Genomic DNA, 24,755 nt, shown 5'->3' on the forward strand with positions numbered 1-24,755 from the left:
CCACGCCCAGAGGAACCCATGTCCCTGACCAGTGATCCACCTCTCGCCAAGACCGTCGCGGAGCCCGAGGATCTCAGCACGCTCAAGGTGGTGCCCGTCCGGCATCCCTGGCGCTGGGTCGCCATCGCCGCCACCGCGATCGTGCTCGCGCAGTTCGTGCACGGACTCGCCACCAACACGGGCTGGGAGTGGCGGGTCTTCGCCGAGTTCCTGACCGCCGAAGTCATCCTGAAGGCGGTCTGGACGACCCTTCAACTCACGTTCTACGGAACGGTGCTGGGCTTCGCCCTCGGGATCGTCCTCGCCTTCATGCGGCTGTCGCAGAGCCGGTTCCTGCGGACCGTCGCATTCGGCTACATCTGGGCGTTCCGCTCCATCCCGCTCATCGTCCAGCTGCTGTTCTGGTTCAACCTGGCCTATCTGTACAAGGAGCTGCAGTTCGGGATCCCCTTCGGGCCGGGGTTCTTCTCCTTCGACACGATGGGTCTGGTCGGAGCGATGAGCGCGGCCGTCCTGGGCCTCGCGCTGCACCAGGCCGCGTATGCCGCCGAGATCGTGCGCGGCGGCGTACTCGCCGTGGACGGCGGACAGTTGGAGGCCGCCGCCGCGCTCGGCATCCCCCGGCTCCGGCAGATCCGGCGGATCGTCCTGCCGCAGGCGATGCGCTCGATCCTGCCCAACGCGGCCAACGAGGTCATCTCCCTCTTCAAGGGGACCTCGATCGTCTCCGTGATGGCGATCGGCGAACTCTTCTACCAGGTCCAGGTGATCTACGGACGCAACGGCCGGGTGGTGCCCCTCCTGATGGTCGCCACCGCCTGGTACATCCTGCTGACCAGCGCGCTCTCCGTCGTCCAGTACTACGTCGAACGTCACTACGCCAAGGGAGCCGTGCGATGAGCGCGCCCACCACCTCCGCCATGGTCGACATCAAGTCCGTCCACAAGAGCTTCGGGACGCTGGAGGTGCTCAAGGGCGTCGACCTCTCGGTGCGGACCGGAGAGGTCACCGTCATCCTCGGCCCCTCGGGCTCCGGCAAGTCGACCCTGCTGCGCACGATCAACCATCTGGAGAAGGTGGACCAGGGCTGGATCAGCGTCGACGGCGCGCTCGTCGGCTACCGGCGCTCCGGCGACAAGCTGTACGAGCTGCGCGAGCGCGAGATCCTCAAGCAGCGCACCCGGATCGGCTTCGTCTTCCAGAACTTCAACCTCTTCCCGCACCTCACCGTGCTGGACAACATCGTCGAGGCCCCGGTCTCGGCGCTGAAGCGGCCACGCAAGGACGCCCTCGCGACCGCGCGGCGGCTGCTCGACCGGGTCGGGCTCGCCGACAAGGCGGAGGCCTACCCGAAGCAGCTCTCCGGCGGACAGCAGCAGCGGGTCGCCATCGCCCGCGCGCTCGCCCTCGAACCGAAGCTGCTGCTCTTCGACGAGCCGACCTCCGCGCTCGACCCCGAGCTGGTCGGCGAAGTCCTCGACGTCATCAAGGACTTGGCCCACCAGGGCACCACCATGATCGTCGTCACCCATGAGATCGGCTTCGCCCGCGAGGTCGCCGACACGGTCGTCTTCATGGACGACGGCCGCATCGTCGAGCAGGGCGCCCCCGGCGACGTACTCGACAAACCGCGCAACGAACGCACCCGTGCGTTCCTTTCCAAGGTCCTCTGACCCTTCCGCCCCAAGCCCCTTGTTCCACCGTTCGTTGAGGAGTTCACCCATGCTGTCCCGACGCGTCTTCGCCACCTCTCTCGCCGCGCTCGTCGCCGCCCCTCTGCTCAGCGCCTGCGGCGGTGACAGCGACGCGGCGACCGGGACGGGCGGCTCCGGCACCAAGAAGGTCGGCAACATCAACATCGGCCCGGACCAGAACCGCATCCGGGGCAAGAAGGTCGACGAGATCGCCGCGCTGGTGCCGGCCGCCATCCGCAAGCGCGGCACGCTGAAGCTCGGGCAGAGCGCCGACTCCTCGCCGCCGCTCGGCTTCTTCGCGACCGACGACAAGACGCGTATCGGCTCCGAGATCGATCTCGCGTCCCTCGTCGCCGACACCCTCGGTCTGCAGCTCGACAACGACGAGGTCTCCTGGGAGAACCTCTTCGTCGGTCTCGACAGCGGCAAGTTCGACGCCGTCTTCTCCAACGTCACCGTCACCGAGGAGCGCAAGGAGAAGTACGACTTCGCCACCTACCGCCTCGACAACATCGCGTTCGAGGCGCAGAAGGGCACGTCCTGGAGAGTCAAGGAGCCCAAGGACGTGGCGGGCAAAACCATCGCCGTGTCCTCCGGCACCAACCAGGAGAAGATCCTCGTCGACTGGAGCGAGCAGGACGAGAAGGCCGGCCTGAAGCCGGTCGACATCAAGTACTTCCAGAAGGAGACGGACTACTACCTGGCGCTCCAGTCCGGCCGCATCGACGCCTACCTCGGCCCCAGCCCGTCCGCCGCCTACCACGTCGCGTCCGCCGGACAGACGCAGGTCATCGGCACGCTCTCCGGCGCCGGTGACCAGATCCAGGGCAAGATCGCCGCCACCACGAAGAAGGACAGCGGCCTGGTGGACGCCTACGCGGCGGCGATCGACCACGTGATCAAGGACGGGTCGTACGGGCGCGTGCTGAAGCGCTGGGGTCTGTCGAGCGAGGCCGTCACGAAGTCGGAGATCAACCCCCGGGGCCTGCCCAAGACCTAGGGCCGGACCGCCCGGGACGCGTCGGGCGCGGGCCGCCGGCTCGGTGCGTCCCGGTACTCCGCCCCGAGGCGGAGCGAAGCCACCGGGGATCAACGGGCCCGGCACAGCCACCGGGGATCAACGGGCCCGGCACAGCCACCGGGGATCAACGGGCCCGGCACAGCCACCGGGGATCAACGGGCCCGGCACAGCCACCGGCGTCACCGGGCCCGGCACGGCACGCCCCGGTGATCCGCCCCCGAGGCGGAGCGAAGCCACCCCCCTCAGAAAGGCTCACGCATGACCGCACGGAACGGCCGGGGGCTGCTGCACCTGGCCGCCGCCCTCGATCAGCAGGGGGCCTACGACGCCGCCTCGTCGGTGGATCTGGCCCGGCTCGCGGAGTACGGCGCCCTCGACTTCGTGACGCTCGGCGACACCTTCGCGCGGCCCGGACTCGACGCGCTCGCCGTGCTGTCCCGGATCGCGCCCGCCACCGGCCGGATCGGCCTGGTGCCGACCGTGACCACCACCCACACCGAGCCCTTCCACGTCCAGGCGGCCGTGGCGACCCTCGACTGGGTCAGCCGCGGCCGGGCCGGCTGGCAGCTCGACGTGTCGACCTCCGAGGGCGAGGCCCGGCTCTTCGGACGGCGCCATGCCGCGGCCGCCGACACGCTGTGGCAGGAGGCCGGTGAAGTCGCCGACGTGGCGGCCCGGCTGTGGGACAGCTGGGAGGACGACGCCGAGATACGCGACGAGTCGACCGGCCGCTTCATCGACCGGGACAAACTGCACTACGTCGACTTCGAGGGGAGCACCTTCTCCGTGAAGGGCCCCTCGATCGTGCCGAGACCCCCGCAGGGCCACCCCGTCCGCGTCGTCGACGCCACCGACCGGCACGCCCGGCGGACCGCGGCCCGCTACGCCGACGTGGCGGTCATCCGGGTCGCGGGCCCCGCACAGGCCAGGGCGCTGCGTACCGAACTGCGGGACGGGGCAGCCGAGTTCGGCCGCAACCCGGACTCGCTGCGTGTGCTCGCCGGGCTCACCGTCGACCTCGGTGACGGCGAGCACGCGGCCGAGCCGGGCCACGGCGGCGGCGGCCCCCGGCAGACCGCGCAGGGTCCGCTCTACCGCGGCGGTCCCGTCGATCTCGCCGAACTGATCGCCTCCTGGCACGAGGCGGAAGCCGCCGACGGCTTCCATCTCACACCGGTCGAGCCACGCCGTGACCTGGAGCGGCTCGTCAACGGCACGGTCGCGCTGCTCCAGCACCGCGGCCTGTTCCGCACCTTCTATCCGGGCAGCACGCTCCGGGAACACCTGGGTCTGGGGCGGCCCGCCAACCAGTACGCAGCGGCGGGGAGAACGCCATGACCGTACGTCCGAGCACGCGCAAACAGATCCATCTCGCCGCACACTTCCCAGGCGTCAACAGCACCACCGTATGGACCGACCCGCGGTCGAGGTCGCAGATCGGCTTCACCTCCTTCGAGCATCTGGCACGCACCGCCGAACGCGGTCTGTTCGACTTCTTCTTCCTCGCGGAGGGGCTGCGGCTGCGCGAGCACAAGGGACGCATCCACGATCTGGACGTGGTCGGGCGGCCCGAGTCCCTCACCGTGCTCAGCGCGCTCGCCGGCGTCACAGAGCGGCTGGGGTTAGCCGCCACGGTCAACGCCACATTCAACGAGCCGTACGAACTCGCCCGCAGGCTCGCCTCGTTGGACCACCTCAGCGAGGGCCGGGCCGCCTGGAACGTGGTCACCTCCTCCGACGCGTTCACCGGGGAGAACTTCCGGCGCGGCGGATTCCTCGACCGGTCCGCCCGGTACACACGCGCCGCCGAATTCGTGGAGGTGGCACGGGAGCTGTGGGACTCGTGGACACCGGACGGCGTGCCCCGGCCCTTCGCCCACCGGGGCCGGCACTTCGACATCGCCGGCGAGTTCACCGTCCCGCGCTCGCCGCAGGGGCACCCCGTCGTCATCCAGGCAGGGGACTCCCCGGAAGGGCGCGAGTTCGCCGCGTCCTCCGCGGACGTCGTCTTCACGCGGCACGGAACCCTGGAGGCGGGCCGTGAGTTCTACGCCGACGTGAAGGGGCGGCTCGCACGGTACGGGCGCGCCCCCGAGGATCTGAAGATCATGCCCGGGGTCACCGTCGTACTCGGGGACACGGCCGCCGAGGCGCAGGAGCGGGCCTCCGAGATCCGCCGCCGGCAGGTCTCGCCGCAGAACGCCCTCCTCGCGCTGGAGCAGGTCTGGGGCGTCGACCTCTCCGCGTACGACCCCGACGGGCCCCTTCCCGACATCGACCCGGTGCCGGACTCCGGGCTCACACAGGGCCGGACACGGCGCGGCGACCCCTTCGTCATCGCCGGGAAGTGGCGGGCCCTGTCGCGCGAGAAGGGCCTGTCCATCCGGCAGACCGTGATCGAGGTGACCGGCAGGCAGTCCTTCATCGGCACCCCGGAGGCGGTCGCCGCCGACCTCGACGAGTTCGTGCGGACCGACGCCGCGGACGGTTTCATCCTGGTGCCGCATCTGACGCCGGGCGGGATCGACGACTTCGTGGACCGAGTGGTGCCGCTGCTCCAGGAGCGCGGGTCGTTCCGTACGGAATACACGGGCACGACGCTGCGCTCACACCTCGGGTTGCCAGTGCCCGTATGGAAGGGTTGATCACATGACGACGGACGCACCCGAGGACTGGAAGCACTGGCACGAGCAGCGCACCGAGACGGTCGCCGCGCCGCACGGGCCCCTCGCGCTCAGGGGCACGCACTGGCTCGAGGACTATACGGAGGGTCGACTTCCGGACATCCCGGGGCACTGGGCGGCCGAGACCGACGCGGTCGTGCTGACCGCCGGGGAGAGCGACGGTCTCACCGTCGACGGGCAGCCCTTCAGCGGCGAGATCAGGCTGGTGGCCGACTCGGGGCCGGTGACCGGATCCCGGGTCGGCCACGGCGAGCGCCGGCTGGTCGTCCTCGTCCGCGAAGGGATCTGGGGGGTGCGCGACTTCGACCCCGCTTCCCCCGCACGGCGGGCCTTCCAGGGCATCGACGCGACCCCGTACGATCCGCGCTGGTCGGTCGCGGGGCACTTCACCCCGTACGGCGAGAGCCGCACCGTCCGGGTCGAGAACGTGGACGGGCAGGCGCGCGGTCTCGGACTCGGAGGCGTGCTCGCCTTCACGCTCGACGGGGAGGACCTGACCCTCCAGGTGTCGGTCGAGGGCGACGGCTCGCTCTGGGCGGTGTTCGCCGACGCCACCAGCGGGAACAGCAGCTACCGCTTCCGGTTCCTGCGGCCCGCCGCGCCGGACGCCGACGGGAACACGACCGTGGACTTCAACCGGTCCCTGCTGCCGCCGTGCGCCTTCGCCGATCACTTCCTCTGCCCCTTCCCGCCGCCCGGGAACACGCTGGTCACCGCCATCGAGGCGGGGGAGCGCAAGCTGCTCTGAGTGCGCCGGCCGGCGCCGAAAGCTCTCCGGAGAGGTTGAGGTCAAGTGCTCTGAGGAGTAGGCAAGTTGAACGCTGCACGGCCGAAAGGCGCCCTTGCGCCGGTCGGCCGTGCGGCCGAATACTCCCCCTCAGCGCTTGTCAGGGGCTCGGCTTGTCCGGAATCCGGACAGGGGTCTCTGGCTGCGCCTCACGGGCCCCGACCCCACGCGGGCCCCCGACTTCCCTTCGGAGGAACGAAACGTGAGGATCAAGCGCACCACCCCCCGCAGCGGCATAGCGAGACGGACCCGGCTGATCGCCGTTTCCGCCGGTCTCCTGGCCGCTGCCTCGTTCGCTGTCCCCAACGCGAGCGCGTCCGACGTGCACACCTTCAGCTCCACCCAGCTGAGCGCGGTGAACAAGTCGGTACTCACCTCCGACATCCCGGGCACCGCCTGGGCCGTCGACAGCAAGACGAACCGCGTCGTCGTCACCGTCGACAGCACGGTCTCGAAGGCGGAGATCGCGCAGATCAAGAAGGACGCGGGCAGTAACGCCGACGCCCTCACGATCAAGCACACCCCGGGCAAGTTCAACAAGCTGATCTCCGGCGGCGACGCCATCTATGCGAGTAGCTGGCGCTGCTCCCTGGGCTTCAACGTCCAGGACAACGCCGGTGCCTACTACTTCCTGACCGCCGGTCACTGCACCGACGGGGCGGGCACCTGGTGGTCGAACTCCGGCCACACCACCACGCTCGGTTCCACGACCGGCTCCAGCTTCCCGGGCAACGACTACGGCATCGTCAAGTACTCGAGCAGCTACACCGGCACCAAGTCGGGCGCGGTGGGCAGCCAGGACATCACCAGTGCCGCCACGCCCGCCGTCAACACCACCGTCTACCGTCGCGGCTCCACGACCGGCACGCACAGCGGCCGGGTCACCGCGCTCAACGCGACGGTCAACTACGGTGGCGGCGACGTCGTCTACGGCCTGATCCAGACCACGGTCTGCGCCGAGCCCGGCGACTCCGGCGGCCCGCTGTACGGCGGCTCCACCGCCTACGGCCTGACCTCCGGCGGCAGCGGCAACTGCTCCTCCGGCGGTACGACGTTCTTCCAGCCGGTCACCGAGGCGCTGAGCGCCTACGGGGTCCACGTCTACTGACGGACGCGGCACCCCACACCCCCCACAACCCCCCACAGCCCGGCCGGCAACAGGCAGCAGGCGAGCCCCCGCACGCAACCAGTGTGCGGGGGCTCGCCCTTGTTCAGGTGACGGAGTTACCGTCGAAGTACACGCCTGATGCGCCCACTTCGGACCCTGGGGGCCGTGATGGTCGAGGAGCTGCTCGCGGCGGGAATCTCCGTCGCGTCCGTGGGGCTGGTCTATGTGACGGCCGGAGCCCGTGTCGTGAAGCAGTACGAACGCGGTGTGGTCCTGCGGCTCGGCAGACTGCGTTCGGAGGTGCGCGGCCCCGGGTTCACCCTGGTGGTGCCCTTCGTCGACAAGCTGCGCAAGGTCAACATGCAGATCGTGACGATGCCGGTGCCGGCGCAGGACGGCATCACCCGGGACAACGTGACGGTCCGGGTGGATGCGGTCATCTACTTCAAGGTGATCGACGCGGCCGACGCGGTCATCCAGGTCGAGGACTACCGTTTCGCGGTCTCCCAGATGGCGCAGACGTCACTGCGCTCGATCATCGGCAAGAGCGATCTCGACGACCTCCTCTCCAACCGGGAAAAGCTCAACCAGGGGCTGGAGTTGATGATCGACAGTCCGGCCATCGGGTGGGGTGTGCAGATCGACCGGGTGGAGATCAAGGACGTGTCGCTGCCCGAGACGATGAAGCGGTCGATGGCCCGCCAGGCGGAGGCAGACCGGGAGCGGCGGGCCCGGATCATCAACGCCGATGCCGAGCTCCAGGCCTCCAAGAAGCTCGCGGAGGCCGCCGGGGTGATGTCCGAGCAGCCCGCGGCCCTGCAACTGCGCCTGCTGCAGACCGTGGTCGCGGTCGCCGCCGAGAAGAACTCCACCCTCGTCCTGCCCTTCCCGGTGGAGCTGCTCCGCTTCCTGGAACGGGCGCAACCCGGTCCGCCGGCTCCCCGGCCCCCGTCGGCGGAGCCTCCCCGGCAGCAGGCGGAAGTTCCTCAGCAACCGGTGCAGGAGCAACTCCCGCCCGCCGAGCCCCCGGTGGAGCCGGACATCACGGGGTCGAAATCCGGACAGGACTAGACCTCACCCGCTGCACACGGATCACTCGCTCCCAGTGTTTGCACTGGGAACTCACATGGCGCGACCACGCAGGGTCAAGGCGCCGGGGGCGCACACCTCTTGTCGTACCCGCGTCCTGAAGTCGACCTTGTGTGCCCCCTGTGGATCTCGGAATAGTGGGCGCCACACCGTTGGCATGGACGCGGCTTTTTGTGGTGCGCCGCGTCCCTGCCCGTACGCCTTCCGGCCGGAGGGGTCCCCACAACCTCCCCGGCCGACCCTCCACAGGAGGACGTGAGTTGAAGCACCGACGCATAACCAAGCGGCGTGCAGCCGTGGCAGGTGCGGGTATCGCCGCACTGGTGGCCGCGGGAGTCACCTTCCAGACTGCGAACGCCAGTGAGGCCACCAAGGCTCCAGCTCCGCAGCCGCTGTCGATCACGGCGGCCGGAAAGCTCGCCTCGACCCTCGGCAAGGACCTCGGCGCCGACGCGGCGGGAACGTATTACGACGCGAAGGCCAAGCAGCTCGTCGTCAACGTGCTGGACGAGGCGAGCGCGAAGACCGTCCAGGCGGCCGGCGCCAAGGCCAGAGTCGTGCAGAACTCCCTCGCCGAGCTGAAGAGCGCCCGCACGACCCTCAAGCAGGACGCGACCATCCCCGGCACCTCGTGGGCGACCGACCCGCAGACCAACCAGGTCGTCGTCACCGCGGACCGCACGGTCTCCAAGACCGAACTGGCCAAGCTGACCAAGGTCGTCGACGGTCTCGGCGCCAAGGCTGAACTCCAGCGCACCAAGGGGGAGTTCAAGCCCTTCATCGCGGGCGGCGACGCGATCACCGGCTCCGGCGGGCGCTGCTCGCTCGGCTTCAACGTGGTCAAGGGCGGTCAGCCGTACTTCATCACCGCCGGGCACTGCACCGAGGCGATCTCGACCTGGACCGACTCCAGCGGCAACCAGATCGGCACGAACGAGCAGTCCAGCTTCCCGGACAACGACTTCGGCCTGGTGAAGTACACCTCGAGCGTCGCCCACCCGAGCGAGGTCGACCTCTACAACGGTTCCGCGCAGGCGATCACCAAGGCGGCCGACGCGACCGTCGGACAGAAGGTGACCCGCAGCGGCTCGACGACCCAGGTGCACGACGGCACGGTCACCGGCCTGGACGCCACCGTCAACTACGGCAACGGCGACATCGTCAACGGCCTCATCCAGACCGACGTCTGCGCCGAGCCCGGTGACAGCGGCGGCTCGCTCTTCTCGGGCGACAGCGCGATCGGCCTGACCTCCGGCGGCAGCGGCGACTGCACCTCCGGCGGCGAGACCTTCTTCCAGCCGGTCACCGAGGCACTGTCCACGTTCGGCGCCGAGATCGGCTGACCGAGCGCCACAGGGCCTCACCGGGGGCCGGCTGTCGGCTCACCGGTTCGGCGAAGAGTCCCGTCCCTGTACACCGGGGGCGGGACTCTTCGCCGTAGGCAAGGCGGTGTGGAAAGCGGCGGGTTACGGGACCTGAGGGGCGACCTCGGCCGGAGCGTGCCGCTTGCCGCGCAGGGCGGCCGCGAGGAGCGTCACCGCGCTGCCCACCACCGCCCACGCCGAGAGCACCAGCAGCGAGACGGTGATGTCGTTGCCCTTGAAGTAGGCGATCGAGCGGGCCGCCCAGGTGCCCGCGCCCGGCGGCAGCGCCGGGCCGATCGCCTTCCAGAACGGCGGCAGCATCGGCAGCGGGAAGGCGCCGCCGGCGCTCGGGTTGCCCGCGATCACGATCAGCAGGATGGCCAGGCCGATGCCGACGATCCCGAAGATGCCCTGGAGGGCGAGCGTGGCCGCGCCGACCGCGAAGGTGATCAGCGCGCCCAGGCCCCACAGGGCGCAGACGCTGCCGGGCAGGGCGCCCAGGATCGGCCCGATGACGACCGCGCCGCCGAGCCCGCCCACGATCGCGATGAGGGCCATCACCACGAGCCGGATCACCGCCCGGCGCGGGTTGGCGGGCCGGGCGCCCGAGCTGATCGCCAGGATCGACGCGGCGAGATAGCCGCCCACGCACCAGCCGACGACCAGATAGAAGGACGAGAGCCCGTCGAAGTCCTGGGGGGAGGCCGGGGCGACGTCGATGGTTCTGAGCGTGCGCCCCTCGCTCTGCTCCAGCGCGGCGCTGAGCGCGTTCAGCGCGTTGGCGAGGACCGTGCCTCCGCCGGAGGCGACCAGAAGCGTGTCGGTGGTGCCGGACGGGTCGATCACCAGGGCGCCGTCGATGTCCCGGTTCATGATCTGCCGGCGCGCCGTGGCCGCGTCGGCGACCGTGCGCGGGTCCAGCGGCTTGCCCGGGATCTGCCCCAGCCGGGTCACGGCCTGCTCGGCCGCCGCCTGCGGCGCGACGACTCCGAAGGGCACATCCTTCGGTTTCGGGTCATGGAGCGCTCCCACATAGGAGGCGATGAAGAGCAGCTGCAGAGCGATCACGCCGATGACGAGCAGCGTGGCCCGTGGGGTGACCGCGTCCTTCACTTCGGCGAGAAAAGAGGCGCGCGGGGCATCGGTGCCGGCTGTCTGCGTCATGCCCCCACGGTCCGGGCCGTACCGCGTTTGCGCAGGTGGGGTGGGTCCGAACGGATGTCGCACACACGTTCGAAAATTGGTCTATGGTGGAGGTGAGGCAGTTGGGAACTAATGTTCGAGGGTCCGGGTAGGGCCCGCGGGAGCGGGAGGTGCGTGTGCCGGGGTTCACGCATCTGCACACCGTTTCCGGGTTCTCCCTGCGGTACGGGGCCTCCCACCCGGAGCGGCTCGCCGAGCGCGCCTCCGAGCGGGGCATGGACGCCCTCGCGCTCACCGACCGGGACACCCTCGCGGGTGCGGTCCGGTTCGCCAAGGCCTGCGCGCGGGCGGGGATCCGTCCGCTGTTCGGCGCCGAGCTCGCGGTGGCTCCGGCGAAGGAGGCGGGGCGCGCGGGGGAGGCCGAGCATGGCGGGAGAAGGCGCGCTCCGGTCCGCGGCGGTGCCTTCATCGACGAGTCGGCACCACGCGTGACCTTTCTGGCCCGGGAGGGCGCGGCGGGCTGGGCCGATTTGTGCAGAATCGTTACGGCAGCCCACGCGGACGGCGCGGACCGACCGCTGGTGCCCTGGCCGGCCCATCACGGCGAGGGTCTGACCGTCCTGCTCGGACCCGACTCCGACGTCGGCCGCGCACTCGCCGCCGGCCGCCCCGACCGGGCCGCGAGACTGCTCACGCCCTGGCGGGAGGTCTACGGCGACGCCCTGCGCCTCGAAGCCGTGTGGCACGGCCGCGAGGGCACCGGCCCCGGCTCGCTGCGGCTGGCCGCCCGCACCGTCGGCTTCGCGGCCGAACAGCGGGTGCGCCCGGTGCTCAGCAACGCGGCCCGGTACGCCGACCCCGGCATGGGCCCGGTCGCCGACGTCCTGGACGCCGCCCGCCGGCTCGTCCCCGTCGACCCCCGGCGCGGGCTGGACTCCGGTGAGGCCTGGCTCAAGGACGGGACCGCCATGCTGGGCGTCGCCGAACGGATCGTGGAGGCCGCGGGCTTCCGCCGCGACACCGCGTACCGTCTGCTCGAACAGACCGGGTCGGCCGCCGCCGAATGCCGTGTCGACCCCGAGGACGACCTCGGCATCGGGACCGTTCACTTCCCCGAGCCGCACCTCGTCGGCGCGGGCCGCCGCACCGCCCAGCGCGCTCTGGCCTCCCGGGCGGCGGCGGGCATGGTGCGGCGCGGCTATGCCGGCCGGCCCGCGTACTGGGAGCGGATGCACCGGGAGCTGGACATCATCGCTCACCACAACTTCGCCTCCTACTTCCTGACGGTGGCTCAAGTAGTGGACGATGTAAGGGAGATGGGGATCCGGGTGGCCGCGCGCGGTTCCGGCGCGGGTTCGCTGGTGAACCACCTCCTCGGCATCGCGCACGCGGATCCCGTCGAGCACGGGCTGCTGATGGAACGCTTCCTGTCCAAGCGCCGCTCGGTGCTGCCCGACATCGACATCGACGTGGAGTCGGCACGCCGTCTGGAGGTCTACCGCGCGATCATCGGCCGGTTCGGCACCGAGCGGGTCGCGACCGTCGCGATGCCCGAGACCTACCGCGTCCGGCACGCCATCCGCGATGTGGGCGCCGCCCTCTCGATGGACCCGGCCGACATCGACCGGATCGCCAAGTCCTTCCCGCACATCCGCGCCCGCGACGCCCGTACGGCGCTGGACGAGCTGCCCGAACTGCGCGAACTGGCAAAGGAGTCCCAGCAGGAAGGGGCGAAGTACGGCCGCCTCTGGGAACTGGTCGAGGCGCTCGACGCCCTCCCGCGCGGAGTCGCCATGCACCCGTGCGGGGTGCTCCTCTCAGACGCCTCACTTCTCGCGCGTACGCCGGTCATGCCGACCAGCGGCGAGGGCCTCCCCATGTCGCAGTTCGACAAGGAGGACGTCGAGGATCTCGGACTGCTCAAGCTCGATGTCCTGGGCGTGCGGATGCAGTCCGCGATGGCGTACGCGGTGGCCGAGGTGGAGCGGGCGACGGGGGACCGCGTGGACCTGGACTCCGTGCCGCCGGGTGACCCGGCGACGTATCGGCTCATCCAGTCCACCGAGACGCTGGGCTGCTTCCAGATCGAGTCGCCGGGCCAGCGGGACCTGGTCGGACGCCTTCAGCCGGCGACCTTCCACGATCTCGTCGTCGACATCTCGCTCTTCCGTCCGGGACCGGTCGCCGCCGACATGGTGCGGCCGTTCATCGAGGCGCGGCACGGCCGGGCGCCCGTCCGCTATCCGCACCCGGACCTGGAGGAACCGCTGAAGGGGACGTACGGAGTCGTCGTCTTCCATGAGCAGATCATCGACATCATCGACATCATGACCGGCTGCGGGCGCGGCGAGGCGGACCGGGCGCGGCGCGGGCTCTCCGACTCCGAGTCGCAGGGCCGGATCCGCTTCTGGTTCGCGCAGCACGCGGCCGCGCGCGGGTACGACGCGGAGACGATCGCGCGCACCTGGGAGATCGTCGAGGCCTTCGGGTCGTACGGCTTCTGCAAGGCGCACGCCGTCGCCTTCGCCGTGCCGACGTACCAGTCGGCGTGGCTGAAGGCCCATCACCCGGCCGCGTTCTACGCGGGTCTGCTCACGCACGACCCCGGGATGTACCCGAAGCGGCTGCTGCTGGCGGACGCGCGGCGGCGGGGGGTGCCGATCCTGCCGTTGGACGTGAACCGGTCGGCGGCCGCCCATCGTATCGAACTGGTGTCTGAATCGGGGGAGTCGTCCGGCGCGTGGGGTGTGCGGCTGGCGCTCTCCGACGTGCACGGCATCAGCGAGGCCGAGGCCGCGCGCATCGCGGACGGGCAGCCGTACACCTCCCTGCTCGACTTCTGGGAACGGGCCCGGCCGAGCCGGCCGCTCGCACAACGGCTCGCGCAGGTCGGCGCCCTCGACGCGTTCGGCGCCAACCGCCGTGATCTGCAACTGCACTTGACGGAACTGCACCGCGGGGCACGCGGCGGCCGGGGCGCGGGCGCCCAACTCCCGCTGTCCGGAGGGCGGAAGACTGCCTCGGCCGGGCTGCCCGACCTCGACGCGGCGGAGCGGCTGAGCGCCGAACTGGGGGTGCTGTCGATGGACACCTCGCGCCATCTGATGGACGACCACCGGGAGTTCCTGGGGGAGTTGGGCGTGGCGACGGCGCGCCGGCTGCGTCAGGCGCGGCACGGGGAGACGGTCCTGGTCGCGGGCGCCAAGGCGGCCACCCAGACCCCGCCGATCCGCTCCGGCAAACGCGTCATCTTCACCACCCTGGACGACGGCACCGGCCTGGTCGACCTCGCCTTCTTCGACGACTCCCACGACGCCTGCGCGCACACCGTCTTCCACTCCTGGCTGCTGCTCGTGCGCGGAGTGGTGCAGCGCCGCGGCCCGCGCAGCCTCAGCGTGGTGGGCGCGGCGGCCTGGAACCTCGCCGAGCTGGCCGAGCTGCGCCAGGAGGGCGGCCTCGAGGTGGTGGCGGCCCGGCTGGCGGAGCCCCTGCCGGAGAAGACCGGTGACGGTGATCCGGCGGAGGGCCGGCGGATCCGGATGTCCACGGGGTACGAGATGCACCCCTGGGCCGACCTGCGTCCCGCGGGCGAAGGGCCCGCGGGTGGAAAGAAGTTGTGGCACCAGAGTCCGGGGAGTGCGGGATGACCATCCTTTGCGTACGTTTCCAGCTGCCTCCGATGCACGAGGCCGCTCTGCCCCAACTCCTCGGCATGCTGGAGGAGTTCACCCCGGTCGTCGAGGCGCTGCCGCCCGACGGGGCGCTGGTGGATCTGCGGGGTGCCGAGCGGTACTTCGGCCGGGGCGTCGTGGAGCTGGCCTCGGTGATCCGGGTGCGGGCACTCGCGCACCACGGGGTCGACTGTGTGATCGGGGCCGGGCCCGGTCCGATGCTGGCACGCATGGCCCTGCGGGAGGCCGGGATCGGGGCGACCCGGGTGGTGCCCGAAGACCCGGACGCCGTCCGGGAGTTCCTCGCGGAGCAGCCGGTCGCCGCGCTGCCCGGCGTCGGCAGCGCCACCGCCCGCACCCTGTGCGAGTACGGTCTCGACGTCATCGGCAAGGTGGCCGCCGCGCCCCTGTCCACACTGCAACGGCTCACCAGTGCCCGCGCGGGCCGGGAACTGCACGAGAAGGCGTCCGGCATCGACCGCGGCCGCGTCGTGCCGAACGCCGTGTCCCGCTCACTGGCCACCGAACGGCCCTTCTCCCGCGACGAGTTGGACTCCGAGCTGCACCGGCGGGCGCTGCTCTCCGCCACCGAGGAGCTGGGCACCCGGCTGCGCTCCCTGGAACAGGTGTGCCGCACGCTGACCCTCACCGTGCGCTACGCCGAGCGGTCCTCGACCACCCGCAGCCGTACGCTCAAGGAGCCGACCGCCCACTCCTCGGCGCTCACCGCGGTCGCGTACCGGATGTACGAGGCGCTCGGTCTGCAGCGGGCCCGGGTGCGCGCGATCGCCCTGCGCGCCGAGGGGCTGGCCCCCGCCGAACAGGCCTCCTACCAGCTCACCTTCGACCCGGTGGACGAGAAGGTCCGCCGGATCGAGGCGGCGGCGGACCGGGCGCGGGCGAAGTTCGGACCGCATGTGATCGTGCCGGGGAGGCTGGCCGCGTGACCTCGGGGCGGCCGCCCCGGGGCGCCGGCTCAGTTGGCCCACGGCGGTGTGAGGCGCGTGCCGTCGGCGAGCTCGGCCTCCAGGCCGATGGAGGTGGTGACCCAGGAGGTCGCGGTCGTCCCGGTCGGGTTCTCGACACCGAGGGTCGCGCCGGGATTGATGATCACGGTGTCACCCGCGACGATCCGCTCGGTGCGGCCGTCGAGCGTGATCAGCAGCTCGCCGGAGAGGAGATGGAAGATCTCCTCGCGGTTCACCGTGTGCAGCGGGGCCCTGGTGCCCGCGGGGATCTCGCCCCGCCAGGCGCACAGCTCCTTGCTGCCGGTCAGGGGGGTGGCGTACGAGACGAAACGGGCGCCGTGGATCTCGTGGACGACGGCTTCGGACGAACGGACTACGGGCATGGCGGGCCTCCATGGACACCTGGGAAGATGGTCAAGCTGCTTGACCATATAGTCAAGCAGCTTGACTGCTTCGTCAAGGGTGTTTCAATGCTTCCGTGCAGAACTCCGAGGCCATGGCCCTGTCCGCCGCCCTGCTCGCCGTCGCCGGTGACCTGACGCAACGCATTCATGCCGGCGTCGTCGCCCGTGGCTTCGAGGGCTTGCGGCCCGCGCACGGTTTCGCCTTCACCCGGCTCGCTCCGGACGGCGCGACGGCCACCGATCTCGCGGCCCATCTCGGGGTCACCAAGCAGGCCGCGAGTCAGCTCGTCGACGAGATGGTGCGCAAGGGGTATGTCGAGCGCCGCCCGCATCCCGATGACGCCCGCGCCCGGCTGATCGTGCTGACCGAGCGCGGCTGGGCCTGCACGCGGGCCGCGGAGGAGGCGGCGGCGGAGGCCGTGCGGCCGTGGGCCGACCTGCTCGGCGAGCGTGAAGCCGGCGTGCTGCGGGCGCAGTTGTCGCGCATCGCGCCGCACGGCCCGATCAGGCCCACCTGGTGAGGTGAGGTCGCCCCCTTTGGGCGCACTTGGTGACCCGATATCACAGGCACCGGTTACCACTGGAAGTTTTTACTGACGCGTAACTTCACACTTGCACTACTCGCTCGTAACTTGACAAGTGAACAGCATCCTCGTGATCCGGATCACAGGGCGTACGCCGTCGCAACTCCCTTGAGCCGCAAGGAGATCACCCGATGCTGCCCTGGAAGCGAGCACTCAGACCCCTGGCCGCCCTGCTACTGGCCGCCGCCGTCACCGCGGGCCCCGCCGTCACCGCCCAGGCCGACTCCGCCCCCAGCCGGGGCTGGAACGACTACTCCTGCAAGCCCTCCGCCGCCCATCCCCGCCCGGTCGTCCTCGTCCACGGCACCCTCGGGAACTCCGTCGACAACTGGCTGGCCCTCGCGCCCTATCTGGTGGACCGCGGCTACTGCGTCTACTCCCTCGACTACGGGCAGCTGCCCGGCGTCCCGTTCTTCAACGGCCTCGGCCCCATCGACAAGTCGGCCGAGCAGCTCCGGGTCTTCGTAGACAAAGTGCTCGCGGCCACCGGTGCCGCGAGGACCGACGTCGTCGGCCACTCGCAGGGCGGCCTGATGCCCCGCTACTACCTCAAGTTCCTCGGCGGAGCCGCCAAGGTGAACGCCCTCGTGGGCATCGCGCCGGACAACCACGGCACCACCCTCAGCGGACTCGCCAACCTGCTGCCGTACTTCCCGGGCGCCGGTGACCTGCTGACCGCGGCGACCCCCGGTCTCGCCGACCAGGTGGCCGGCTCCGCGTTCCTGACCAAGCTCAACGCCGGCGGCGACACCGTCCCCGGCGTCCACTACACGGTCATCGCCACCAAGTACGACGAGGTGGTCACGCCGTACAGCTCGCAGTTCCTGAGCGGATCCGACGTCCACAACGTCCTGTTGCAGAACCTGTGCGCGGTCGACTATTCCGAGCACGTCGCGATCGGCGTGCTCGACCGGATCGCCTACCACGAAGTGGCGAACGCCCTCGACCCGGCGCACGCCACCGCCACCACCTGCGCGTCCGTGTTCAACTGAGCACACGACCGGGGTCTGTCCGGCCTGAGCCGCCGGACAGACCCCGGTCGTGCGACGCCTCAGCGGCCGTGGCGAGCGCCGCTTGCCGCGCGGCGCCGGACCGAGGCGAACAGGGCGGTGGCCCCGACGGCCAGGGCGGCCGCGCCGCCGATGGCGAGGTACGACGTCGACGGGTCGCCGCCGGTCTCGGCGAGGTTCTCCGAAGCGCCCGCGGCCGCGGGCGTGTTCGCGGCGTCGGCCGTGGGCTCGCTGTCGTCCGCGACGGCCGCCGCGGTGGGCTCCGCCGACGTACTGGCGTCGGAGTCACCGTGACCGTGGTGTTCGACGGTCGACTTGTCGGCACCGTCCTCGATCTGCTCCTCGGAGGGCGCGGAGGCGCTCGGGGCGGGGGTGGCGCTGCTCGCACCGCCGGTGCCGCTTCCGTTTCCGCCGCCGTTTCCGCCGCCGCTTCCGCCGAACGTGACGTCCGAGCAGGAGTAGAAGGCCTCCGGGCTGTCCGAACGCTGCCAGACCGCGTACAGCAGCTGCTTGCCGGAGCGCTGCGGCAGGGTGCCGGAGAAGGTGTAGAAGCCGTTCGTCGCGGCCGGGTCGGTCTTCGTGGCGACCGGGTGGTCCAGATCCAGGTCGTCCCAGGCCAGCGGCTGGGACGGGTCGTAACCGGCCTTGGTGATGTACACCTTGAAGGTGCCCTTGTGGGGAGCGGTGACGCGGTACTTGAAGGTGTACGAGCCACTGCTCACGCTGGTCGCGGGCCAGTCGGCGCGGGCCAGGTCCAGGCCCTTGAACTCCTCGCTGTTGGCGCTGCACAGCTTGCCGTCCGGGATCAGCTGCTGGTGCTTGCCGTTCGCGTCGCCGATCCGGATGCCGTTCCAGTCGTAGAGCGCCTGGGCGCCGCCGGCCGCGACAGCCGCCTTGCAGGCGGCCGAATCGGGGCTCTCGGGGCCTTCCGCGTAGCACTGGGAGACCCGGCTCACCGGGTCACCCATCGTGCCGTGCGCTGCGGCCGGCGCGGCGGCGAGCGCGGTCAGGGCGAGTGGGGCGACACCGACGGCGGCGATCGTGGCGGCCTTGCGGCGAGCGGACATGCGGAACTCCTCGGAACGGTCCTCGACTGCGTGGGGGTGATCAGCAAGCTAGCCCCTGGAAACCGCGAAATCGCCTGCTGGGGACGGGTGATGGCGATCTTTATGGTGCGGTTAAGGGAGCGCTAACCGGGGGCTCAGGAAGGAGGGCTCCCGCACGGGACCGGCCTCGGACACGGTGGTCGTGGGAGCCGTGCATAGGCTGCCGGGCATGACTGATGCCTCGATCGACCCAGGGGCCCATGAGGGCCGTGAGATCCGCCGGGCCGTCGCCTCGGACGTCGCGGCCGTGAAGGCCGTGACCGATGCGGCGTACCGCCACTACATCGAGCGCATCGGTGTGGTGCCGCAGCCCATGGAGGCGGACCACGCGGCGAACGTGGCGGCGGGGCGGGTGTTCGTCACGGGGGAGCCGGGGATCCCGGGTATCCCGGGGGAGTCGGCGGATCCTGCGGAGCCGGTGGAACCGGCGGAGTCAGGCGGCCCGGGAGCGCCGGCGGGGGCCGTGGCCGGGCTCGTGGTGGTCGAGGCGTGCGAGGACCATCTGTTCCTCGACAGCATCGCCGTGCACCCCGACGCCCATGGGAAGGGCGTCGGGAGCCGGCTGCTCGCCTTCGTGGAGGCACACGCGCGTGCGCTCGGTCTGCGGGAGGTCAGGCTTTATACGAACGCCATGATGTGGGAGAACCAGAAGATCTATCCGAAGTACGGATACGAAGTCGTGGAGCGCCGTGTCGAGGGTCCGTACGACCGCATCCACTACCGGAAGCGGCTGCGCTGAGGCTTACTCGCGGGTCGTCAGTGCGTCGTCGTGCGTCGTCGTTCTCGTCGGGTGATCGGGAGCCGGCGCGAGGGGGCAGCTGGGCCGCCGGGAGTCCCGGCGGCGCGGATCAGCCGTCCGGCCACCAGGTGCGCTGGATGTCCTTTCGGACCTCCGGACGCTCCGCCGGACGCTCGTCGGCCTCGTCCCGCACGCGTCGGGTGTCCGACCTCTTCAGGGGCTTCTGCATGGTCACACGGCGCATGGCTGCCTCCTTGTGCCTACCGAGTTCCGTGATGCCACGGAGGTAGACCCTTTCCGGGAGCGTTCCTCATCGGTCGCGATCTGTCAGTGGCGGCGGTCACTTCGACTGTCAGTGGTAGGTGTCACCCTGGCGACATGGCCAGTGACAGCAGCATGACCAATGACAGCGGCGGCAAACATGTCCAGTGAAAACCGTGACGCGTGGGCGGACGTCAACTGGGAAGCGGAGTCCGCCTCGTTCGACGAGGAGCCCGACCACGGTCTGCGGGATCCCGTGGTGCGCGAGGCCTGGGCGGCCCGTATGCGCGACTGGTTGCCCGAGCGGTCCTCCGATGTCCTCGACCTGGGCTGCGGCACCGGCAGCCTGTCACTCCTCGCGTCCGAGCGGGGGCACCGGGTCACCGGCGTCGACCTCTCCCCGGCCATGATCGGTCTCGCCCGCGCGAAGCTGGCCGGACGTGACGCGGTGTTCCTGGTCGGTGACGCGGCTGCTCCGCCGGTCGGCGAGGAGCGGTTCGACGTGGTCCTGGTCCGCCATGTCCTGTGGACCCTGCCCGACCCCGGTCGCGTACTGCGCCACTGGCGCGGGCTCCTGCGCCCCGGCGGACGACTGGTGCTCGTCGAGGGCGTGTGGGGCACGGTGAGCCCCGTGGGCATACCGTCCGAGCGACTGGCCGCCCTGCTCGCCCCCCTCGCGGACGACATACGCACGGAGCGGCTGTCGGACGACGCCCGGTTGTGGGGGAGAGAGGTCGAGGACGAGAGGTATGTGGTCGTGGCGCGGCCTTGAGGGGCCGACGGGCTCGCGCCCCGGTCCTAGGTCTCCGTGAAGAGGGTGCCGAAGTCGCCCTCGTGGGCCAGGCGTTCGAGGTCGTCGAGGGCGGCCTCGGCGGCGGCCGCGGCCCGCGGATCCGTGGTGGCAAGTCCGCTCGCCGCGAACTCGTCCTCGTCGAGGCGGAGTACGGCCGTGCCGTCGGCGGAGCGCCACAGGTCCAGGTCGAGATCCTCGACGACCAGCTCGCCGGCGGAGACGACGGCGGGGCGGGTGATGTCGCAGTACCAGCCCTTCAGTGCGCCACCGGCGTCCCGGACCTCCTTCACCGCGTACCAGCGGTCCCGCCAGTAGTACTCGGTGAAGACATCGCCCGGTTCGAACCGCACGAAGCCGAAGTCGCGGACGCCGTCGCCCGCCCATGGTGCGCGCACGGTGACACGGGTGCCGTCGTCCTGGAGCAGCTCGGCCGGGTAACGGATCTTGATCCGGCCGGCCTTGACGAGGACGACCTCCACCTGGCCCCCGGGCGTGGGGGAGTTCGCGTCGGCCCGGCCAGTGTCAGGTGCGTCAGCCGAGTTCGCGGACATACCGCACCTCCGTCGCGCAGATGTCGTAGCCGAACCACTTGTTGATCGCCATCATCGGCCCGTTGCCGCTGTCGTTGCCGGTGAACGCCTCGGTGAGACCGGCCGCGCGGGCGCGGTGCAGGGAGTCGTTCTTGGCCAGCTTGGCGAGGCCGCGGCCGCGGAAGGCCCGGCCGGTGCCGGTCATCACGGTGCCGTAGCGGCGGCCGCCGTCGGTGCGGGCCGCGCTGAAGGCGGCGGGGCGGCCGTCGACCACCGCGACGGACGTCAGCTCGGGACTGAACAGCGGGTGGCGCCAGGTCTCCCCGAGCCAGTTGTCGTAGTCGGTGAACTCATGGGCGATGTCGCTGGGTTCGTCGGTCGTCGTCTCCGCGTCCAGGTCGAAGAGCGGGCGCGGGTCGTCGGCGAAGTCCGCGGCCGTACGCAGCTCGACGCCGGGCGGGAGCTCCTGGAGCGGCGGCAGGGTGCCGTGGGCCAGGTCCAGGCGCAGGAAGTGCGCCGAGCGGCGCGCGCGATAGCCGTGCCGCTCGGCGAAGGCGCGGTTCTCGGGTGCGTCCAGGACCCAGGCGAACAGCTTCGTCGCGCCCAGGGCCGTCAGATACTCCTCGGCGGCGCGCACCAGCGCCGAGCCCGCGCCCAGACGCGTGCGGTCCGGGTGCACGTACACGTTGAGGAACCCCTGGCCGGGCTCGGGGCTGTCGTACACGACGCCGATCTGCGCCGTGCCGACCGGTTCGCCGTCCCGCTCGGCGACCAGGGAGCGGTTGCGCCCGTCGGGGTGGGCATGCGTGATGTCGTACGCGACCGACTCGGGGGTGGACAGCATGTAGGGAAGGGCCAGGCTCCGGATCCGGGCGAAGCCCTCGGCATCCGTCCGGTCGGCGGGACGAAGGTCACGAACGATCACAGTCATGGGGCCGCACGCTACGCGGGGGCCGCGCACGGATGCCTCCCATTTTCCGACGGGTGCGGGGCGGTCCGCGAGGGACACAGGATCGGGGCGTGCGCCGGGCGATTGGCCCGCGCCGGGCGCACGGTCCCCGTCCGGTGCGGGACAATCACCCCGTGACCCTGAAGATCCATATCGATGCGGGAGCCGCGCCGTACGAGCAGGTGCGTGCCCAGATCTCCCAGCAGGCCCGGTCGGGCGCGTTGCCCGTCGGCTACAAGCTGCCCACGGTGCGGGGCCTTGCCGAGTCGCTCGGGCTCGCGGCCAACACGGTAGCCAAGGCGTACCGGGCCCTGGAGGCGGACGGGGTGATCGAGACGCGGGGCCGCAACGGCACCTTCGTCGCCGCTGCCGGCTCGGCCGCCGAGCGCGAGGCGGCTACGGCGGCGCAGGCGTACGCCGACCGCGTCCGCCGGCTCGGCCTCGCCGAGGACGTTGCCCTCGCCGCCGCCCGGGACGCCCTCCGCGCGGCCTACGGCGCCCAGGGCTGACCAGACCGGGTCACCCGCCGACCGCCGACCGCCACGCGCCCCGCAGCGCCCGGGGCTGACCAGACCAGGTCGACCGCCGACCTCCGACCGCCACGCGCCCCGCAGCACCCGGGGCTGACCAGACCAGGTCGACCTCCGACCTCCGACCGCCACGCGCCCCGCAGCGCCCGGGGCTGAGCCGCCAGCCCCGCCCCGGGGCCGTCACCGCACCCCGCATGGCCCTATGGCGTCCCCGCCCGCGCGGTGCGCGTCGGCACAGGGGGCAGACCCCGCGGCGTGCGCGTGACGGTCATTCCCGCTGCCGTCGCGACGCGGGCGAACAACGCCGCGTCCAGGACCGCCGCGGCGTTCGGATCGTTGTTGAAGTACGCGTACACCTCGTGGTCGTCGGTCCAGGTGTCCGCTATGCGCCCGGCCCAGGTCAGAAGGGACTGCCGGCCGTAGTGCGGCCGGCGCCGGGCGCGTCCGGAGTGGAAACGTACGTAGCCCCAGTCGGTGGTCCGCCACAGCGGGGCCACCGGCCGGGCCAGGACGTCGGCCCAGCAGAGCGCGGCGCCCCGCCGCTCCAGCACCTCGCGCACCGCCGGCGTCCACCAGGAGTCGTGGCGCGGTTCGACGGCGACCCGGGTGCCGGACGGGAAACAGCCGAGGCAGTCGTCCAGGAGCCCGGGATCGGCGCGCAGCGTGGGCGGGAGCTGGAGCAGCACCGGCCCGAGCCGGTCGCCGAGACCGGCGGCGTGGCTCATCAGCCGCTGCACCGGTTCCTCGGGCTCGCGCAGCCGCTTGATGTGTGTCAGATAGCGGCTCGCCTTGACGGCGACGACGAAGTCCGGGGGCGTGCGCTCCCGCCAGCCCTCGAAGGTCTCCCGCGACGGCAGCCGGTAGAAGGCGTTGTTGATCTCGACGGTGGCGAACCGCGCCGCGTACTCCTCCAGCCAGAGCCGCACGGGCATCCCGGCCGGATAGAGGACGTCACGCCAGTCCTTGTACTGCCACCCCGAGGTGCCGACGAACAGGGTCATATGTCCATCAAAGCACCGGACGGTGTGCTAGGGGCTACGCGTACCGGGCGCCCGGGAACAACAGGTACGGGTGCCCCGGCCTACAGGTAGAGCCCCGCGTCCGCCCCCTCGCGCTGGTCCGGTACCGACGTCGGCGACGTCCCCCGCCGCAGCGCGTACAGCTCGGCCAGGGTCGCGCCCTCGCGGCCGACGCCCTCCTCCGTGCCCAGCCAGCTCACCGCCTCCGGGCGGGTCAGCGCGCCGATCTCGATACGGGCCAGGCAGCGGCCGGGACGGACGACGGCGGGGTGGAGGCGCTCCAGGTCCTCGTTCGTCGTGACGCCGACCAGCACGTTGCGCCCCTGGCCGAGCAGACCGTCGGTCAGGTTGAGCAGCCGCGACAGGGCCTGTCCAGCGGTGTGCTTCGCCTCGCCGCGGATCAGCTCGTCGCAGTCCTCGAGGAGGAGCAGCCGCCAGCGGCTCTTCCCCGTGCCGTCCTCCTCGCCGATCGCGATGTCCATCAGATAGCCGACGTCGGAGAAGAGCCGCTCGGGGTCGAGGACGCAGTCCACCTGGCACCAGTCGCGCCAGGACCTGGCCAGCGTCCGCAGGGCCGACGTCTTGCCCGTGCCCGGCGGGCCGTGCAGCAGGAGCAGCCGGCCGGCGATGTCCTCCGGCGTCGTCTTCATCAGGCCGTCCATCGCGTCTGCCACCGGTGCCGTGTAGTTGGGGCGGACCTCCTCCCACGTACCCGCCGAGATCTGGCGGGTGGTGCGGTGCGGGCCGCGGCGCGGGGAGACGTACCAGAAGCCCATCGTCACGTTGTCCGGCTGCGGTTCGGGTTCGTCGGCCGCGCCGTCGGTGGCCTGGTCGAGGACCTTCTCGGCCAGCTCGGCGCTGGTGGCGGTGACCGTGACGTCGGCGCCGCGGTTCCAGCGGGACACGAGCAGTGTCCAGCCGTCGCCCTCGGCGAGGGTCGCGCTGCGGTCGTCGTCACGGGCGGAGCGCAGCACACGGGCGCCCGGCGGGAGCAGCGTGGCCCCGGACCGGACGCGGTCGATGTTGGCCGCGTGCGAGTGCGGCTGCTCGCCCGTCGCGAAGCGGCCGAGGAACAGCGCGTCGACGACATCGGACGGGGAGTCGCTGTCGTCGACGTTGAGCCGGATCGGCAGAGCGTCGTGTGGGTTCGCAGACATGCCGCCATGATCCGTCACGCACGGTCCCCGTGCACCCGGTTTCCGCAGTGCGTCGCGAGTGTCGTCCGGGTCCGGAGCAGCCGGTGCGCCCCTGGCGTCCTGTTACAGGGCTGTGGTCCTACGAGTGCTGTCCGCTTCTCGATC

General features: G+C 71.2%; 24 protein-coding genes. 16 read left to right on the forward strand and 8 right to left on the reverse strand.

The window, feature by feature from the left end; translation table 11 throughout:
* Window positions 1–18 precede the first annotated feature (18 nt).
* The 9 genes from ACFVYF_RS30580 to ACFVYF_RS30620 all read left to right on the forward strand — a co-directional run bounded on the left by ACFVYF_RS30580 (window position 19) and on the right by ACFVYF_RS30620 (window position 9,726).
* Window positions 19–900 (forward strand): amino acid ABC transporter permease, encoded by an 882-nt coding sequence (locus ACFVYF_RS30580; RefSeq protein ID WP_389460542.1) that lies wholly within the window; start codon window positions 19–21, stop codon window positions 898–900.
* Complete coding sequence (locus tag ACFVYF_RS30585; protein ID WP_389460544.1) at window positions 897–1,673, forward strand: amino acid ABC transporter ATP-binding protein; 777 nt, start codon at window positions 897–899, stop codon at window positions 1,671–1,673. Before ACFVYF_RS30580 ends, ACFVYF_RS30585 begins: the two co-directional genes overlap by 4 nt.
* 49 nt (window positions 1,674–1,722) lie before the next feature.
* On the forward strand, window positions 1,723–2,694 hold the full coding sequence (locus tag ACFVYF_RS30590) for an ABC transporter substrate-binding protein (RefSeq protein ID WP_389460546.1): 972 nt from the start codon (window positions 1,723–1,725) through the stop codon (window positions 2,692–2,694).
* A 279-nt stretch (window positions 2,695–2,973) separates the two neighbouring features.
* A complete protein-coding gene (locus ACFVYF_RS30595) occupies window positions 2,974–4,053 on the forward strand; it encodes an LLM class flavin-dependent oxidoreductase (RefSeq protein WP_389460548.1) in 1,080 nt (359 codons plus the stop codon).
* Window positions 4,050–5,360 (forward strand): NtaA/DmoA family FMN-dependent monooxygenase, encoded by a 1,311-nt coding sequence (locus tag ACFVYF_RS30600; protein WP_389460549.1) that lies wholly within the window; start codon window positions 4,050–4,052, stop codon window positions 5,358–5,360. Before ACFVYF_RS30595 ends, ACFVYF_RS30600 begins: the two co-directional genes overlap by 4 nt.
* Window positions 5,361–5,364: 4 nt before the next feature.
* Entirely contained in the window at window positions 5,365–6,147 is a 783-nt protein-coding gene (locus ACFVYF_RS30605) for a DUF1684 domain-containing protein (RefSeq protein ID WP_389460551.1), read from the forward strand.
* Between the two features lie 241 nt (window positions 6,148–6,388).
* Window positions 6,389–7,294 carry a S1 family peptidase gene (locus ACFVYF_RS30610; RefSeq protein ID WP_389460553.1) on the forward strand — a complete coding sequence of 302 codons (906 nt, stop codon included), beginning with the start codon at window positions 6,389–6,391 and terminating at the stop codon, window positions 7,292–7,294.
* Window positions 7,295–7,462: 168 nt separating this feature from the next.
* The gene (locus ACFVYF_RS30615; RefSeq protein ID WP_389460713.1) at window positions 7,463–8,365 is read left to right on the forward strand and encodes a slipin family protein; all 903 of its coding nucleotides are present in this window, start codon (window positions 7,463–7,465) and stop codon (window positions 8,363–8,365) included.
* A 278-nt stretch (window positions 8,366–8,643) separates the two neighbouring features.
* Window positions 8,644–9,726, forward strand: coding sequence for a S1 family peptidase (locus ACFVYF_RS30620; protein WP_389460555.1), 1,083 nt, complete (start codon window positions 8,644–8,646; stop codon window positions 9,724–9,726).
* A 123-nt stretch (window positions 9,727–9,849) separates the two neighbouring features.
* Here ACFVYF_RS30620 and ACFVYF_RS30625 read toward each other — a convergent pair whose 3' ends face one another.
* Window positions 9,850–10,911, reverse strand: coding sequence for a DUF3533 domain-containing protein (locus tag ACFVYF_RS30625; RefSeq protein ID WP_389460556.1), 1,062 nt, complete (start codon window positions 10,909–10,911; stop codon window positions 9,850–9,852).
* A gap of 155 nt (window positions 10,912–11,066) precedes the next feature.
* Here ACFVYF_RS30625 and ACFVYF_RS30630 point away from each other — a divergent pair, with 155 nt between their 5' ends.
* Window positions 11,067–14,537: a DNA polymerase III subunit alpha gene (locus ACFVYF_RS30630; RefSeq protein WP_389460558.1), complete on the forward strand. Its 3,471-nt coding sequence runs from the start codon at window positions 11,067–11,069 to the stop codon at window positions 14,535–14,537.
* A complete protein-coding gene (locus ACFVYF_RS30635; protein WP_389460560.1) occupies window positions 14,534–15,508 on the forward strand; it encodes a hypothetical protein in 975 nt (324 codons plus the stop codon). The genes ACFVYF_RS30630 and ACFVYF_RS30635 overlap by 4 nt, the downstream gene beginning before the upstream one ends.
* Before the next feature lie 29 nt (window positions 15,509–15,537).
* Here ACFVYF_RS30635 and ACFVYF_RS30640 read toward each other — a convergent pair whose 3' ends face one another.
* Window positions 15,538–15,912: a cupin domain-containing protein gene (locus ACFVYF_RS30640; protein WP_389460562.1), complete on the reverse strand. Its 375-nt coding sequence runs from the start codon at window positions 15,910–15,912 to the stop codon at window positions 15,538–15,540.
* Window positions 15,913–16,007: 95 nt separating this feature from the next.
* Here ACFVYF_RS30640 and ACFVYF_RS30645 point away from each other — a divergent pair, with 95 nt between their 5' ends.
* Window positions 16,008–16,454, forward strand: a complete 447-nt coding sequence (locus ACFVYF_RS30645; protein WP_389460564.1) for a MarR family winged helix-turn-helix transcriptional regulator — start codon at window positions 16,008–16,010, stop codon at window positions 16,452–16,454.
* 194 nt (window positions 16,455–16,648) lie between these two features.
* A complete protein-coding gene (locus tag ACFVYF_RS30650) occupies window positions 16,649–17,509 on the forward strand; it encodes an esterase/lipase family protein (protein WP_389460566.1) in 861 nt (286 codons plus the stop codon).
* A 59-nt stretch (window positions 17,510–17,568) separates the two neighbouring features.
* Here ACFVYF_RS30650 and ACFVYF_RS30655 read toward each other — a convergent pair whose 3' ends face one another.
* Entirely contained in the window at window positions 17,569–18,594 is a 1,026-nt protein-coding gene (locus ACFVYF_RS30655; RefSeq protein WP_389460567.1) for a lytic polysaccharide monooxygenase, read from the reverse strand.
* A gap of 208 nt (window positions 18,595–18,802) precedes the next feature.
* Between ACFVYF_RS30655 and ACFVYF_RS30660 the strand changes: the two genes are divergently transcribed.
* Window positions 18,803–19,372 (forward strand): GNAT family N-acetyltransferase, encoded by a 570-nt coding sequence (locus ACFVYF_RS30660; protein WP_389460569.1) that lies wholly within the window; start codon window positions 18,803–18,805, stop codon window positions 19,370–19,372.
* Between the two features lie 109 nt (window positions 19,373–19,481).
* Here the strand turns inward: ACFVYF_RS30660 and ACFVYF_RS30665 are convergent, their stop codons facing one another.
* Window positions 19,482–19,616 carry a hypothetical protein gene (locus ACFVYF_RS30665; RefSeq protein ID WP_389460570.1) on the reverse strand — a complete coding sequence of 45 codons (135 nt, stop codon included), beginning with the start codon at window positions 19,614–19,616 and terminating at the stop codon, window positions 19,482–19,484.
* A gap of 177 nt (window positions 19,617–19,793) precedes the next feature.
* Here ACFVYF_RS30665 and ACFVYF_RS30670 point away from each other — a divergent pair, with 177 nt between their 5' ends.
* Window positions 19,794–20,405, forward strand: a complete 612-nt coding sequence (locus ACFVYF_RS30670; RefSeq protein ID WP_389460571.1) for a class I SAM-dependent methyltransferase — start codon at window positions 19,794–19,796, stop codon at window positions 20,403–20,405.
* A gap of 26 nt (window positions 20,406–20,431) precedes the next feature.
* Here ACFVYF_RS30670 and ACFVYF_RS30675 read toward each other — a convergent pair whose 3' ends face one another.
* Together ACFVYF_RS30675 and ACFVYF_RS30680 are read right to left on the reverse strand one after the other, a co-directional pair.
* Window positions 20,432–20,977 carry a DUF402 domain-containing protein gene (locus ACFVYF_RS30675; RefSeq protein ID WP_389460572.1) on the reverse strand — a complete coding sequence of 182 codons (546 nt, stop codon included), beginning with the start codon at window positions 20,975–20,977 and terminating at the stop codon, window positions 20,432–20,434.
* The gene (locus ACFVYF_RS30680; RefSeq protein ID WP_389460573.1) at window positions 20,958–21,887 is read right to left on the reverse strand and encodes a GNAT family N-acetyltransferase; all 930 of its coding nucleotides are present in this window, start codon (window positions 21,885–21,887) and stop codon (window positions 20,958–20,960) included. Before ACFVYF_RS30680 ends, ACFVYF_RS30675 begins: the two co-directional genes overlap by 20 nt.
* A 152-nt stretch (window positions 21,888–22,039) precedes the next feature.
* Between ACFVYF_RS30680 and ACFVYF_RS30685 the strand changes: the two genes are divergently transcribed.
* The gene (locus tag ACFVYF_RS30685) at window positions 22,040–22,414 is read left to right on the forward strand and encodes a GntR family transcriptional regulator (RefSeq protein WP_389460574.1); all 375 of its coding nucleotides are present in this window, start codon (window positions 22,040–22,042) and stop codon (window positions 22,412–22,414) included.
* A 221-nt stretch (window positions 22,415–22,635) separates the two neighbouring features.
* On the opposite strand, the gene ACFVYF_RS30690 is transcribed toward ACFVYF_RS30685, so the two are convergent.
* The gene (locus ACFVYF_RS30690) at window positions 22,636–23,436 is read right to left on the reverse strand and encodes a DUF72 domain-containing protein (RefSeq protein ID WP_389460575.1); all 801 of its coding nucleotides are present in this window, start codon (window positions 23,434–23,436) and stop codon (window positions 22,636–22,638) included.
* 80 nt (window positions 23,437–23,516) lie between these two features.
* Entirely contained in the window at window positions 23,517–24,611 is a 1,095-nt protein-coding gene (locus tag ACFVYF_RS30695; RefSeq protein ID WP_389460576.1) for a DUF5925 domain-containing protein, read from the reverse strand.
* Between the last annotated feature and the right edge of the window lie 144 nt (window positions 24,612–24,755).

Origin of the sequence: Streptomyces sp. NPDC058274 (assembly GCF_042881375.1) — a bacterium.
Lineage (GTDB): Bacteria > Actinomycetota > Actinomycetes > Streptomycetales > Streptomycetaceae > Streptomyces.